The organism is Pseudomonas citri (assembly GCF_025336485.1).
Classification (GTDB): Bacteria; Pseudomonadota; Gammaproteobacteria; order Pseudomonadales; family Pseudomonadaceae; genus Aquipseudomonas; species Aquipseudomonas citri.
Window position 1 is genome coordinate 99209 of sequence record NZ_JAODAB010000020.1, and the last position, 12685, is coordinate 111893.

Below are 12685 nucleotides of genomic sequence, written 5' to 3' on the forward strand. Positions count from 1 at the left end.
AATCTCCCCGCACAACTCACTTCACCTGCACCGTACTCAACCCATTACCCTGACGCTGGACCTGGATCTGCACCGGGATCCGCTCATGCATTTCCTGCACATGGGAAATCACCGCGACCTTGCGCCCTTGGGCCTGTAGCCCGTCGAGGGCGTCCATTGCCAGCTGCAGGGACTCGGGGTCGAGGCTGCCGAAACCTTCGTCGATGAACAGCGATTCGATGCTCAGCGTGCTGGACGCCATCGAAGCCAGGCCCAATGCCAGGGCCAGGGACACCAGGAAGGTCTCGCCGCCGGACAAGGAATGCACCGAGCGCAGTTCGTCGCCCATTTCCGTGTCCAGCACCAGCAGCCCGAGCATGCTGCCACCGCGCTTGAGCCGGTAGCGGCGCACCAGTTGCCGCAACTGGGCGTTGGCGTGGTGCACCAGCAGGTCGAGGTTGTAGGCCTGGGCCAGTTTGCGGAAACGATCGCCAGTGGCCGAGCCGATCAGCGCGTCCAGGCGGGCCCAGCGTTGGTATTCGAGGTAGGCCTGTTCGATCTGTTGGGCCAGGGCCTGATTGGCGTTCTGTCGACGCTGGTCCTCGGCCTGTTCGGCGCGCAGTTCGGCGCAACGTTGTTCGCTGGCGGCGAATTGCGCTTGCAGCCCGGTGAGGGCTTCGGCGAGTTGTTCGGGTGTCAGGTTACCGTTGTGCTGGGCCTGATGGTTGTGCAAGCGCTGCTCGCGTTCGGCCAGCAACACGCGGGCCTGCTCGATGGCTTTTTCGCTGTTGAGCAAGCGTTGGCGCAGTTGGCTGACCTGCTGTTCATCCAGGCCGAGCAAGCTGTCGAGCGCAGCGTCGTCCAGCGCTGGGTGCAACGCCCGCCATTGGCCGATAGCGGCCGCCAGCGCGTGATGTTCGGCCTCGAGGGACTGGCTCTGCTCCAACCGCGCCTTGAGTTCGGCCGCCTGTTGCACCAGGTCGTGACGCAATTGCTGCAACTGCTGGTTGGCCGTCGTTTCGGCGCTGCGGGCTTGTTCCGAGCTCTGGTCGAGTTGTTGCTGCCACTGTTCGGCGCTGGTGTGCGCGCCCAACAGTTGCGAGAGTTTTTGCTGGCAAGCCTGCTGTTGTTCGATCAGCGTTTGCAGCTGCTGTTGCGCCGACGCCTGTTGCTCCAGGCGTGTCTGTTGCCGGTCCTGTTCTTTCTCCAGGGTCTGTTGGAGCTGAAGCTGTTCGCCCAGTTCATCGCGTTGCTGTTCCAGTTGCTCCAGGCGTTGGGCGATCCGTTGGTCGAGCTGCATGAAGGTCGCAGCGGGCTCGGTACGCAGGGCCTTCAGGGTATCTGCCGGCAACAGGGCATTGAAGTGTTCGAGTTCTTCGTCCAACCGCTGGCGATCCCGCGCCAGCGACTGGCGTTGCTGGTCCAGATGCTGTGACGCCTGCTGGCTCGCTGTTTCGGCCTGGCGCAATTGTTGTCCCAGGCGTGCGGCGTCCTGTTGCAAGGTCAGCAGGGCGGCTTGCCGTTGCTCGTCCTGGCGGATGCGCAGGTTCAACTGGTCGTCTTGTTGGGTCAGCCAGGCGTCGCGCCGGTTCGTATCCTGGGCCAGCAGTTGTGCCGCCAGGGGGTGCGCCTCCAGGCTGGGTGCCAGGCTCTGGTGCTGTTCGGCGAGTTGTTCCTGCTGCTGTTTCAGCTCTTTGAGCTGGGCGATGACCGCACTGTACTGGGTGCGCAGGTCGATGACTTTTTCGTTGAGCAGGTCGACGGCTTTGCGTGCATTGGCCTCTTCGGTTTCATCGTGTTGCCCGAGGCTTTGCAACAGCGCTTCGGGTTGATGGTAAGGGTGTTCGACGCTGCCGCACACCGGGCAGGGTTGGTCGTCAAGCAATTGTGCGCGCAACTGTTCGACGCTTTCGCTGCGGGCCAGGCGTTGGCGTTGTAACAGCTCGCGGGTGACGCTCAAGGTCTGTTCGGCGATCACCAGTTCGGCCTTGGCTTCGCTGCCTTCGCGCATCAGGCGGTCGCGTTCCTGTAGCGCCTGGTGCTGGCGCTGCCCCAGCTCGGCGCCGCGCTTGTCCAATTGCTGCTGGCTGGCCCACAACCGCGACAGGTCTTCGAACGCGCGCAGTTGCTTGCGGTTGTCGTGCAGCAGGTTGCCCAGCAACTGGATCTGCTCGGCCACCGCCTCGGGTTCGGCGCCGGCTTCCTTGTAGAGCACTTCCAGGTCCTGCCTGCGGGCGGCCAGCGTTTCGGCGGCGTGGGCGGCGCTTTGCTCCAGCGTGGTGAGTTCGGCCTGGCCCTGGTTCAGGCGATTGCCGATCAGCATCAATTGCTGGAGGCGATCGCGATAGGCGTTCCAGGCATCGCTCAACGGCGCGAGATCGGCGCTTTGTTCAAGAGCGCCGGCGATTCGCTCCAGGCGTTCGGCCACCTGCTTTTTTTGGTCGAGCAGGATGTCAATCGTGCGCTGGCCTTCGAGGCAGGCCTGTTGTGCCTGTTCCTGGCGTTCGGCGCCCTGGCTGGTCTCCTTGGCGAGGCGGGCGAGGGTGTTTTGTTCTTCGAAGGCCTGGCGTAGCAGGGGGGCGCTGTCGCTGCTCTGTTGCCGGGCCGCCGCCAGTGCTTGTTGTGCCGCTTGCAGGTCCTTTTCCCGTTTGGCCTGATGTTCGTGCAGCTCGATCTGCTGCTGGCTGAGTTGCTGGATCTGCACGGCCAGGGGCTGGAGTTGCCGGGCCAGTTCGGCCTGACGGATGAACTGATGCCGCTGCGGCGCCAGTTGCTCCAGGCGGGCCAGTTTCACCCGTTCGTCCGCCAGGGTCTCTTCATCGGCTTGGGCCCGTTGCAACTGCTCGGCGGTACTGGCCTGTTCGTCCTGCAACTGGCGCAGGTCCTTGAGCCAGGTGTGTTGCTGTTCCAGTTGCTTGAGCTGGGCCTGTTGGGTCCTGAGCTGCTGTTGGGCTTCGTTGAAACGTTGATCCAGTTCGGCGCGGGCCTCGGGGGCCAGCGGCGTGATGCCGGTGGCCTGGTCCTGTAACTGTTTGTGGGCTTCCCTGGCCTGCTTGGCCATGTCGAAGGCCCGGCGACCGAGGCGGGTGTACAGGGCGGTGTCGGTGAGTTTTTCCAGCAGCTCGCTGCGGTCGTTGTCGTCGGCCTTGAGGAACGCACTGAACTCGCTCTGGGCCAGCAGCACGGCGCGGGTGAACTGTTCGAAGTTCAGGCCCAGGGCGGCTTCGAGCTGGGTCTTGTATTCGCCTTTCTGGCTCGCCAGCAATTGATCGTTGTCCAGGTCCCGCAGGCTCTGGCGGCTGGCTTGCAGCTTGCCGCCGGCCTTTTCCCGGGCGCGGTTGGCTTCCCAGCGGGCCCGATAGCGACGACCGTCGATGCCGCGAAAATCCACTTCGGCGTAACCGTCCCCGGTCCCCCGGCGCAACAGCGTGCGGGGATCGCCCGTGGCGATTTCGCCGTCGGCGTCCGGCACCTTGGCATCCCGGCCGGTGTTGTTGAGGCGCGGCACGGCGCCGAACAACGCCAGGCACAAGGCGTCGAGCAGGGTGCTCTTGCCAGCCCCGGTAGGGCCGGTGATGGCGAACAGGCCGGCGCTGGCCAAGGGTTCGGTAGTGAAATCGATTTCGAAAGGCCCGGCCAGGGACGCGAGGTTCTTGAGGCGGATCGCGAGGATCTTCATGGCTGCTCGCCCTCCATCTGCACGTCCTGCAAGAGCACGGCAAAGTCCTTGAGGGTCTGTTCGTCCACATCGTTGCCGTAAGTGTCCTGCCAGGCGCGACTGAACAGTTCCTGTGGGCTCAGTTGGTCCAGCTCGATCAGTGCGGCGCTGTCATCGGTACTGGCCGCGCCATTGCCGGCATATTCGGCGGCGATCCGCACCAGCCGCACGGCCTTGCCTTGCAATGCGCTTTCCACCTGGTTGCGCAGGTCGGGCTGCGGTTCGTCGAGGCGCACCCGCACTTCCAGCCAGGGCTGGCGCTGGATGTCGGCCAGCAGGTCGATGTCGGGCAGGTCCTTCAGTTGCGCAAGCACTTCGGCCAGCGGCGCGGGACCCAAACGTTGCAGATTGACGGCGCGGGGGATCAGGCGCGGTTCGACTTTGACCAGGGTTTCGCCGTCCAGGGTAATGTCGAGGATCTGGTGCTGGTAGCCGATTTCCGAGAATGACAGGGGGATCGGCGAGCCGCTGTAGCGGATGCGCTCTTCGCCGTTGACCTTCTGTGGCTTATGCAAATGCCCGAGGGCGACGTAGCTGATGCTCGGGCCGAACAGGCTGGCGGGCAGGGCCTCGGCGTTGCCGATGATCAGGCTGCGCTCGGAGTCCTCGGACACCGAGCCGCCGGCCATGTGTGCATGGCTGACGGCAATCAGCGCCTGGCCTTTCTTGCGTTTGTCGTGGGCGGCGGCGATCAGCCATTCATGCACCTGGCCGATGCCGCGCAGGTAGTCGTCTCCCAACTGCGCGCCGGTCACTTCGGCGGGGCGCAGGAACGGCAGGGCCAGGCACCACGCCTTGACCTTGCCCTTGGCGTCGGGCAACGGCAGCAACAGGCGCTCGACGTCCAGCTGACCGTCGTCCAGCCACAGCACTCGGCCCAGGGCATGGGTGCGCAAGCGCCGCATCAAGGGCGCCGGCAACTCGATCCGCGAGCCGGAGTCGTGGTTGCCGGCGATCATCACGATGGTCAGGCTGGGGTTTTGTTCGTGGGCGCTGACGATGAAGTCGTACAGCCGCTCCTGGGCCTTGACCGGTGGGTTCACGGTGTCGAAGACATCGCCGGCGATCAACAATACGTCAGGCTTTTCGCTAGCCAGTTGGCGCAGCAACCATTCCAGGAAGCAGGCGTGCTCGAAGTCGCGTTCCTGGCCGTGCAGGTTTTGCCCCAGGTGCCAGTCGGAGGTGTGAAACAGACGCAAGGCGAACTCCAGAAAACAGATGATGGCCGCTGTGAAGAGAGAGGCGGCTAAAAGAAACCGAGTTTACTGGGAAATGGGGGAGAGGACTTGTTCCCTTTGCAGGTTCTGCTCCAGCGAGATCCTGTGGCGAGGGAGATAACGTGGGAGCAAGGCTTGCCCGCGATGAAGGCGACTCGATTCCTGAAAGACCGCATGGTCTTCATCGCGGGCAAGCCTTGCTCCCACCCATTTTGCTTGCAGACAAATATTGTCTTTACAAAAGCTGCAAAAAACAGCGCAGGCTACTTGGGGTAAAGCGGCGGCAATCCCGCCTCACCACCCGCCTCCAACGCCCCTTCGGTGGGCGGAATGGTGCGGATGGCCCGCCACAAATCCTCGCCTTGCCAGTGCTGGCCGCTCTCGCTGTAGAGGGCGCCGTTGAGGCCGTCCAGGGCGTCGGACAGGGGCACGAAGCGGGCCGCCATGTCGGCCAGGGTCTCCGGTTGCTGGCGGGCCCAGGCGTCGAGCGCCTGGCGGGTGGCGTGGGGGTCGTTGGCGAGGCAGGCGCGCTTGAGGTCGTCCAGCAGGGTACGCGGGCTCGGTCCGGTCTGGGTCGCGCGCAGTACGGCCGGCTGTGAGCGGGCCCGCCACCACAGGCCGAAGCCCAGCAGCGTGGTGCAGCTCAGCAGCAGGGTGCTCAACTGCCAATACCACAGGCTGTCAGTGTCGACGGTCGTCACGATCTGTGCCGTGCCCGTCGGTGTGTCCACCATCAGGCTCGGGTTGTTCGCCACTTGCAGGGTCCGTGCTGGAAGGCTGGTGCGGTCCAGGTGATCCTCCAGGGTGTTCCACCAGACCACTTCCACCGGCGGCAGCTCGATGGTGCCGCTGCGGTTGGGCACCAGGGCTTCGCGGTCCTCGCGGCTGCCCACCAGGCCCCGTTCGCCGTTGCGGCTGCTGAGTACCGGTTGGTCCGGATAGCGCCGCAGGCCATTGATTTCGGTAGCGGGCAGGGGTGGCAGTTGGGCGCTGGCCAAGCCTTCGGCTTCCAGGGTCAGGCTGCGGGTCAGGGAGTCGCCGACCTGGCTGTGGGTCGGTTCCGGGCTCCAGCTCTCGCTCAGGGAAAGGCTGCGTGCCGGCAGCCAGGGCACATCGGCAGGGTAGCTGGCAGGCTTGGGATTGACGGTCAGGCGCAGTTGCGGCGAACTGACATGCATCAGTTGGCCGGGCTTGGGCCCCGATGGCGCGGCGTCCTGGGCCACCGGTTCGACCAGGGTGGCGCTGAAGGTCTGGGCCGGGATCGTCAGTTCGCCGCTGCGCTGCGGGTAGATGCCATAACGCAGTTCGATCACGCCATGGCGGACATCGTTGATGACCTTTTCATAGGTGCGTGACTCACCCAGTTGCTCGGTGCGGGCATCGGGAATGTGCAACGGCGTCAGGCTGCTGTCGTCGTACAGCGACACCGAGTGGTAGATGCGCAGGGTCAGGATCGCCTGGGCCTGCACGTACACGTGGGTCTGGTCGAGGCTGGCCTCGATGAACACCGGCGCCAGGGTGCCGGAGGCGTTGCGGGTCTCGCTTTCGACCACTTGCAGGGTGATCGGCTGGCTGGTCACCTCACCCAACTGCAACGGTGGAATGATCACGGTGCCGCTCTGGCGCGGCAACAGCGTGATGATCCAGCGGGTGGTGGCGCGGTTCTCGCCATCCAGGGTGGTCAACTGGTTGACCTGGCGGGTGCCCCGTACATCGAACAAGGCCTGCAGCGGACCCAGGTCGGGTTTGCCGAACAGCGTGGCGTCGTTGGACTCCAGGGTCAGCTCCACGGTTTCCCCGGAGTTCAGGCGACTGCGGTCGACACTGGCCGTCAGCTGTGCCGCCTGGGTTGCAGAGGCCCAGAGCAGCCACACGAGGAGGTAGGCGGTGAAGCGGGTCATTGGGTTTTTCCCTGGGCCTGATGGCTTTGCTGTTCATACCAGAATTTACGCCTGAGCAGTTCACCCGGGTTGTCCGGGATCTGGCGCAGCCACTGTTCCAGTGCCTGGCGTTGTTCTTCTTCGTTGCGCTGCCCGGCGGCGGGGCGCAGCGGTGGGGTGGTGGTCTGCTCGTCGGGCAGCTCGCTGCCTGGCACGTCCTGGGCCGTGGCCGGTTGGGTCTGGGGCGTCTGGGTCTGCTCTGGCGTCGCTGTCGCCTCGGAAGCGGGTTGCCCCGGCTCGGACGCCTGGGACGACGTCTCGGCATCCGGTGATGGCTCGGCGGTGGGCGCAGGCTCGTTCTCGGCAGGCTCCGGCTCTTGCGCGGGCGGCGCCTGTTCTTTCAGCAGGCTTTCCACCAGGGCTTTGTTGGTTTGTGCCGGGCGCAGGTCGGGTTGCAGCTCAAGGGCCTGCTCATAGGCGTCCAGCGCGGCTTCCAGTTCCCCGCTCCTGGCCAGGGCGTTGCCGCGATTGTAATGGGCGCGGGCATCGTTGCCTTCGGCAAAACGCCGGGCGGCTTCGCTGTAGTTGCCGGCTTCGTAGAGGGCGACACCTTGCCATTGGCTGTCTTCGAAACGGGTCGCGGCCTCGGCCGGACGTTTCTGCTTGAGCAGATGCTGACCCTGTTGGTCGGGGCGCAGCCACAGGTCCTGGAATTCGAAAGCGTGACCGGTCTGCGGCACCATCAACAGCAACGGCAGGCAGAACAGCCAGCCTCGGCGGCCGGCGCAGGCGGCGAGCAGCAACAGGGGCAGGAGCAACCAGTACCCTTGGTCGGCCCAGGTGTCCAGGCGTAAGGTCTGGCCATTGCTGCGCAGGTGACGTGGGCCGTTCAGCAGCCCCAGGCCACGCAGGTCGCTGTCGTCCAGGCGCACTGGACGATAACGGCCGTCCAGCGTGTTGACGAAGGACTTGAGGCTCGGGCTGTCCAGGCGTGGGACGAGAATCGCGCCCTGGGCATCCTTGAGGTAACTGCCGTCATCCTGGGCCACCGGTGCGCCTTCGGGGGTGCCGATGCCAAGCATCAGCAACTGTGTGGCCGCTCCATCCAGCGCCTGGTGAATACCTTGGCGCTCCTGCTCGTTCAGCGATGAACCGATCAGCAGGATCTTGCCGTGGCCCAGTTCGCCCTGGTCCAGCAGGGCCATGGCCTTGTTGATCGCCAGATCGGCACGGTGCCCGCCCTGGGGCATGATCGAGGGTGCGAGGGCTTCGAGCAGGTTGGCGCTGGTGGACAGATCGTCGGACAGCGGCACCAGCGTATGGGCGCTGCCGGCATAGACGATGATCGCGGTCTGCGCATCGCTGCGGTTATGCAGCAGGTCGAGCACCTTGCGCCGCGCCTGCTCCAGGCGGGTGGGCGGGACGTCGGTGGCGAGCATTTCCGGGGTCAGCTCCAACACGACCACCAGCGGGTCGGCGGGTTTCTGGCTGCTCTGTTCGACTCGCGCCCAGCTCGGCCCGAGCAGCGCCAGCACCATCAGCAACCAGCCCAGGCCCAGCGCCACCCACGGCAGCCTGCTTTCACGACCGTTGCCGCCGCTGAGCAGTGCGGAATGAAACGCCGGCGGCAGGATCATCTGCCAACGGCCTATCCGTTTCTGCCGATGCCACAGCTGCCAGAGCAACCAGCCCAGCACCGGCACCAGCAACACATACCAGGGGCGCAACCAATGCGGCCAGAGGGCGATCATCGACGCCTCCGCAAGCGCAGGCGCTTGAGCCGCTGGCGCCAATCGGCGTGTTGGGTCGGCTGGAACAGCGGCTGGGTGAACAAGCGTTGCAGCGGGTTGTCCGGCCAGCGGACCCGTGCCACCAGCAATACGCTCAACAGCAACGCAACGCCCAGGGGCCACGAATACAGCGCCAGGGCAGGGCGTGCCTGGGTCGGTTGCTGGGTCACCGGTTCGAGCTGGTCGAGCGTGGCCTTGATGGCCTGCAACTGCTCGCCATCCTGGGCGCGGAAATACCGGCCAGCGCTGACCTGGGCGATTTCCCTGAGCATCGCTTCGTCGAGGTCCAGGCTCGGGTTGACGCCCAGGAAGCCCGCCGTGCCACTTTGCTCCGGGTCGGCACCGATCCCGATCGGATAGATCTTCACGCCCTCGTCGGCGGCCAGGCGGGCGGCGGTCAGCGGATCGATCTCGCCACCGTTGTTGGCGCCGTCGGTGACCAGGATCAGTACACGGCTGTGGGCCGGACGCTGGCGCAGGCGCTTGAGAGCCAGGCCAATGGCGTCGCCGATGGCGGTGTTCTTGCCGGCAATGCCGACGCGCGCCTCGTCGAGCCAATGCCGCACGGTGTGGCGGTCGAAGGTCAGCGGTGCTTGCAGGTAGGCCTGGCTGCCGAACAGGATCAGGCCGACCCGGTCGCCTTCGCGGCTCTCGAGAAAATCCCCCAGCATATGCTGGACCAGTGCCAGGCGACTGACCTCTTCGTCCTGCCATTGCATGTCGGGAAAGTCCATGGACCCGGAGACATCCACGGCCACCAGCAGATCACGGCCGCTGGCGGCAATGGGCAATGGCTCGCCCAGCCATTGCGGGCGGGCGGCGGCGATCAAGAGCAGCAGCCATAGCAGGATGTAGGGCGCTTGTTGGCGCCAGGTGGGCAAATTGGCCCGGGCGCGACGTCCCACCAGGCCTTCGAGGTCGCCGAGGAAACTGACCTTGAGCGCCGGCTCGCCGCTGTCGGCTGCCGGCAGCACCAGGCGCATCAGCCAGGGCAGCGGCAGCAGGGCGAACACCCACGGCCAGGCGAATTCAAACATGTTTGCGAATCCAGATTTCGACGGCCTGAGTCAGGCCGGCGATGGCTTTGTCATCGAGCTTGCATTCAGGCTTGTAGGCGCCTTCCACCAGCACCATCCAACGGGTCAGGCCGGCCGCCGGGCAGCGGTTATCCAGGAACGCCAGCCATTTGCGCCCGTTGAGGGTGTGACTCTGGCTATAGGGGTAATGGTTGCGGCACAGGCGCTTGAGCAGTCCGTTGAGCTGTTGCAGCCAGGCCCCGGCCGGTGCGCCGTCGTAGGGCTTGGGCAGCCGGGCAAGTTCGGCCAGGGCGGCCAGTCGCAATGGGTCCAGCGGTTGCTCGGCGCGAGGTGCGCTGCGCGGGGCGGGAATGAACCGACGCAACTGCCACAGGCCCAGCCCCAATAGCGGCAGCAGCACCAGCAGCAGCCACCAGCCGGGCGCGGGTGGCCAGAAACCGATGGAGGGCGGTGCCATCAAGGGCTGCAATTGGTCGAGGTTGCTCATCGGCTTGCCCCCACGCGCTTGGGGTTCAGGTACTCGCGCAGTTGCTCGACCATATCGCCCTGGGTGCTTAGGGGCATCATCAGGATTCGCAGTTTCTGCGCCAGCAGTTCCCAACGCTCCTGGCGTGCCTCGGCCTGGGCGCGATAGGCCTGGCGCAGCTCGAAATTCAGGGTGTCGAGCTCCAACTGTGCGCCACGCTGGGCGAAGCGCAGCAGGCCGGCGGCGGGCAAGGCGTGGTCCAGCGGATCCGACAATGGCAGCAGCAACAGGTCGCAATGGCGCGACAGCAGGCTCAATTGTTGCTCGGCGCTGTCGGACAGCGCGCGCTCGTCGCAGATCACGATCACCAGGCTGCCCGGCCGCAGCACCTCTCGGGCCCGGCGCAGGGCGACGCCGAACGAATCGCGGTCCGGCTCGCTTTCGCTGTGCAGTGACTGATTGACCCGCACCAGGCGGTTGAGCAACTGCAACAGGCTCTGCTTGCTGCGCCGGGGCTTGACCTCGTAATGGGTGTTATTGCCGAACACCAGTCCGCCGACCCGGTCATTGTGCCCCAGGGCGGCCCAGCCGATCAGGCTGGCAGCCTGGGCGGCGAGCACCGACTTGAACATCAGCCCGGAACCGAAGAACAGGCGGTGGCTTTGCTCGATCATGATGAAGATCGGTCGTTCCCGTTCTTCATGGAACAGCTTGGTGTGCGGCTCCTGGGTCCGGGCGGTGACGCGCCAATCGATGGTGCGCACGTCATCGCCGGCCTGGTAGACCCGCACCTGATCGAAGTCCACCCCGCGCCCGCGCAGCTTGGAGTGGTGCAGGCCGATCAACGGGCTGCGCTGGCCCGGCGTGGAGAACAGCTGCACTTCGCGCACGCGGTGGCGCATCTCGATCAGCTCCGAAAGGCTGACGCGGATGCCCGGCGCGGGCGCGAGCGGGTTATTCATGCGTCATGACTCAAGCGACAGCGACGACGTCGAGGATCCGCTGCACGACCCGGTCCTGGTCGATACCGGCCGCTTCGGCCTCGAACGACAGGATGATGCGGTGGCGCAGCACATCGAACAGCACGGCCTGGATGTCTTCCGGGCTGACGAAGTCGCGACCGGCCAGCCAGGCATGGGCACGGGCGCAGCGGTCCAGGGCAATGGAACCCCGCGGGCTGGCGCCGTAGGCGATCCACTCGGCCATTTCCGGGTCGAACTTGGCCGGATTTCGGGTGGCCATGATCAATTGAACCAGATACTCCTCCACCGCATCGGCCATGTACAGCCCGAGGATTTCCTTGCGCGCGGAGAAAATCGCCTGCTGGCTCACCCGCCGCTCGGGCAGGGCTTCGCCATTCAGCGCCTCGCCTCGGGCCTGTTGCAGGATGCGACGCTCCACGGCAGCGTCGGGAAAACCGATCTTGACGTGCATCAGGAACCGGTCGAGCTGGGCCTCTGGCAGCGGGTAGGTGCCCTCCTGCTCGATCGGGTTCTGCGTGGCCATCACCAGGAACAGCGGCGATAGCTCATAGGTACTGCGCCCGACACTGACTTGTCGCTCGGCCATGGCTTCGAGCAACGCCGACTGGACCTTGGCCGGGGCGCGGTTGATTTCATCCGCCAGCACCAGGTTGTGGAAAATCGGCCCTTGCTGGAACACGAAACTGCCGGTTTCCGGGCGATAGATTTCCGTGCCGGTGATGTCGGCCGGCAGCAGGTCGGGGGTGAACTGGATACGATGGAATTGCGCTTCGACGCCTTCGGCCAGCTCCTTGATGGCCTTGGTCTTGGCCAGCCCCGGCGCGCCTTCCACCAGCATGTGGCCATCGGCGAGCAACGCGATGAGCAGGCGTTCGATGAGTTTTTCCTGGCCGAGAATCTGCGTGGAAAGAAAGGTTCGCAGCGCCAGCAGCGCTTCACGATGTTCCATCGGTGACTGTTCCTGGAAAAGGTGGCCCAGGGCGTTCGGATAATGCCGGGGCTGGGGGCAATACTTTAATGCATCGCGGGGGGTGGCGACTAACGGGATTTTGATCAGGTGTGCACAATTGTGATCGGCTCGGAAACATCGTGGAGGCTTGCTTGCGATGAATACAACTCGGGCAAGTGCGCTAACCCCGTGGCGAGGGAGCTTGCTCCCGCTTGACCGGGCTGGCGCTCCAGTGCGAAGCACTCACAAAATGAATGGGTGTTTATCCGGATGTAGGAGTGCTCTGTATCGGGCTACGTTGCCTTGCGCCATTGCCTACAACTACGCCAGAATCCTCCGGCTTGTGCGTCTGGGAGGCCGGTTCTATCGTTTCCGGGTCGCTGATGAATCAGCGACCGGGTTTGGTAGCCCGGCTTTTGACTTGTCGCACAGCCCCCTGTAACAGAAGCCGTTTCGGTATCTGTTTTATGGTGGTCATGCGCAGGGCGTCTTCGGACGCGCCGGTTCTCCAAGTCACCGGTCTACCAACCCGCGTATGGCCGCCACCTTCGTTTGGTAGCGAGGTTGATGGTCTCCTTTTTCTGATTTGGGAGGGTGTCAGAAATTTTGTGTTCGGGCATAACATGAGTAAGAGGTGCATGTATGCCAACCAAAAAGAAACCGCTT

General features: G+C 64.8%; 8 protein-coding genes. All 8 read right to left on the reverse strand.

The features are described 5' to 3' along the window. Window positions 1-16: 16 nt before the first annotated feature. Window positions 17-3658 carry an SbcC/MukB-like Walker B domain-containing protein gene (locus tag N4Q37_RS20295; protein ID WP_260961358.1) on the reverse strand — a complete coding sequence of 1214 codons (3642 nt, stop codon included), beginning with the start codon at window positions 3656-3658 and terminating at the stop codon, window positions 17-19. Further along, window positions 3655-4896 (reverse strand): exonuclease SbcCD subunit D C-terminal domain-containing protein, encoded by a 1242-nt coding sequence (locus N4Q37_RS20300; protein WP_260961359.1) that lies wholly within the window; start codon window positions 4894-4896, stop codon window positions 3655-3657. Before N4Q37_RS20300 ends, N4Q37_RS20295 begins: the two co-directional genes overlap by 4 nt. Before the next feature lie 281 nt (window positions 4897-5177). After that, window positions 5178-6815: a BatD family protein gene (locus N4Q37_RS20305; protein WP_260961360.1), complete on the reverse strand. Its 1638-nt coding sequence runs from the start codon at window positions 6813-6815 to the stop codon at window positions 5178-5180. Further along, window positions 6812-8545 carry a tetratricopeptide repeat protein gene (locus N4Q37_RS20310; protein ID WP_260961361.1) on the reverse strand — a complete coding sequence of 578 codons (1734 nt, stop codon included), beginning with the start codon at window positions 8543-8545 and terminating at the stop codon, window positions 6812-6814. The genes N4Q37_RS20305 and N4Q37_RS20310 overlap by 4 nt, the downstream gene beginning before the upstream one ends. Beyond that, the gene (locus N4Q37_RS20315; RefSeq protein WP_260961362.1) at window positions 8542-9621 is read right to left on the reverse strand and encodes a vWA domain-containing protein; all 1080 of its coding nucleotides are present in this window, start codon (window positions 9619-9621) and stop codon (window positions 8542-8544) included. The genes N4Q37_RS20310 and N4Q37_RS20315 overlap by 4 nt, the downstream gene beginning before the upstream one ends. Further along, window positions 9614-10108, reverse strand: coding sequence for a DUF4381 domain-containing protein (locus N4Q37_RS20320; protein ID WP_260961363.1), 495 nt, complete (start codon window positions 10106-10108; stop codon window positions 9614-9616). Before N4Q37_RS20320 ends, N4Q37_RS20315 begins: the two co-directional genes overlap by 8 nt. After that, complete coding sequence (locus tag N4Q37_RS20325; protein WP_260961364.1) at window positions 10105-11049, reverse strand: DUF58 domain-containing protein; 945 nt, start codon at window positions 11047-11049, stop codon at window positions 10105-10107. Before N4Q37_RS20325 ends, N4Q37_RS20320 begins: the two co-directional genes overlap by 4 nt. 10 nt (window positions 11050-11059) lie before the next feature. Then, window positions 11060-12019: an AAA family ATPase gene (locus N4Q37_RS20330; protein ID WP_260961365.1), complete on the reverse strand. Its 960-nt coding sequence runs from the start codon at window positions 12017-12019 to the stop codon at window positions 11060-11062. Window positions 12020-12685 lie beyond the last annotated feature (666 nt).

What these genes read in the sequence shown, in the direction of transcription:
- N4Q37_RS20295 (WP_260961358.1), bottom strand. Translation starts at nt 3,658, where the DNA reads ATGAAGATCCTCGCGATCCGCCTCAAGAACCTCGCGTCCCTGGCCGGG.
- N4Q37_RS20305 (WP_260961360.1), bottom strand. Translation starts at nt 6,815, where the DNA reads ATGACCCGCTTCACCGCCTACCTCCTCGTGTGGCTGCTCTGGGCCTCT.
- N4Q37_RS20310 (WP_260961361.1), bottom strand. Translation starts at nt 8,545, where the DNA reads ATGATCGCCCTCTGGCCGCATTGGTTGCGCCCCTGGTATGTGTTGCTG.
- N4Q37_RS20315 (WP_260961362.1), bottom strand. Translation starts at nt 9,621, where the DNA reads ATGTTTGAATTCGCCTGGCCGTGGGTGTTCGCCCTGCTGCCGCTGCCC.
- N4Q37_RS20320 (WP_260961363.1), bottom strand. Translation starts at nt 10,108, where the DNA reads ATGAGCAACCTCGACCAATTGCAGCCCTTGATGGCACCGCCCTCCATC.
- N4Q37_RS20325 (WP_260961364.1), bottom strand. Translation starts at nt 11,049, where the DNA reads ATGAATAACCCGCTCGCGCCCGCGCCGGGCATCCGCGTCAGCCTTTCG.
- N4Q37_RS20330 (WP_260961365.1), bottom strand. Translation starts at nt 12,019, where the DNA reads ATGGAACATCGTGAAGCGCTGCTGGCGCTGCGAACCTTTCTTTCCACG.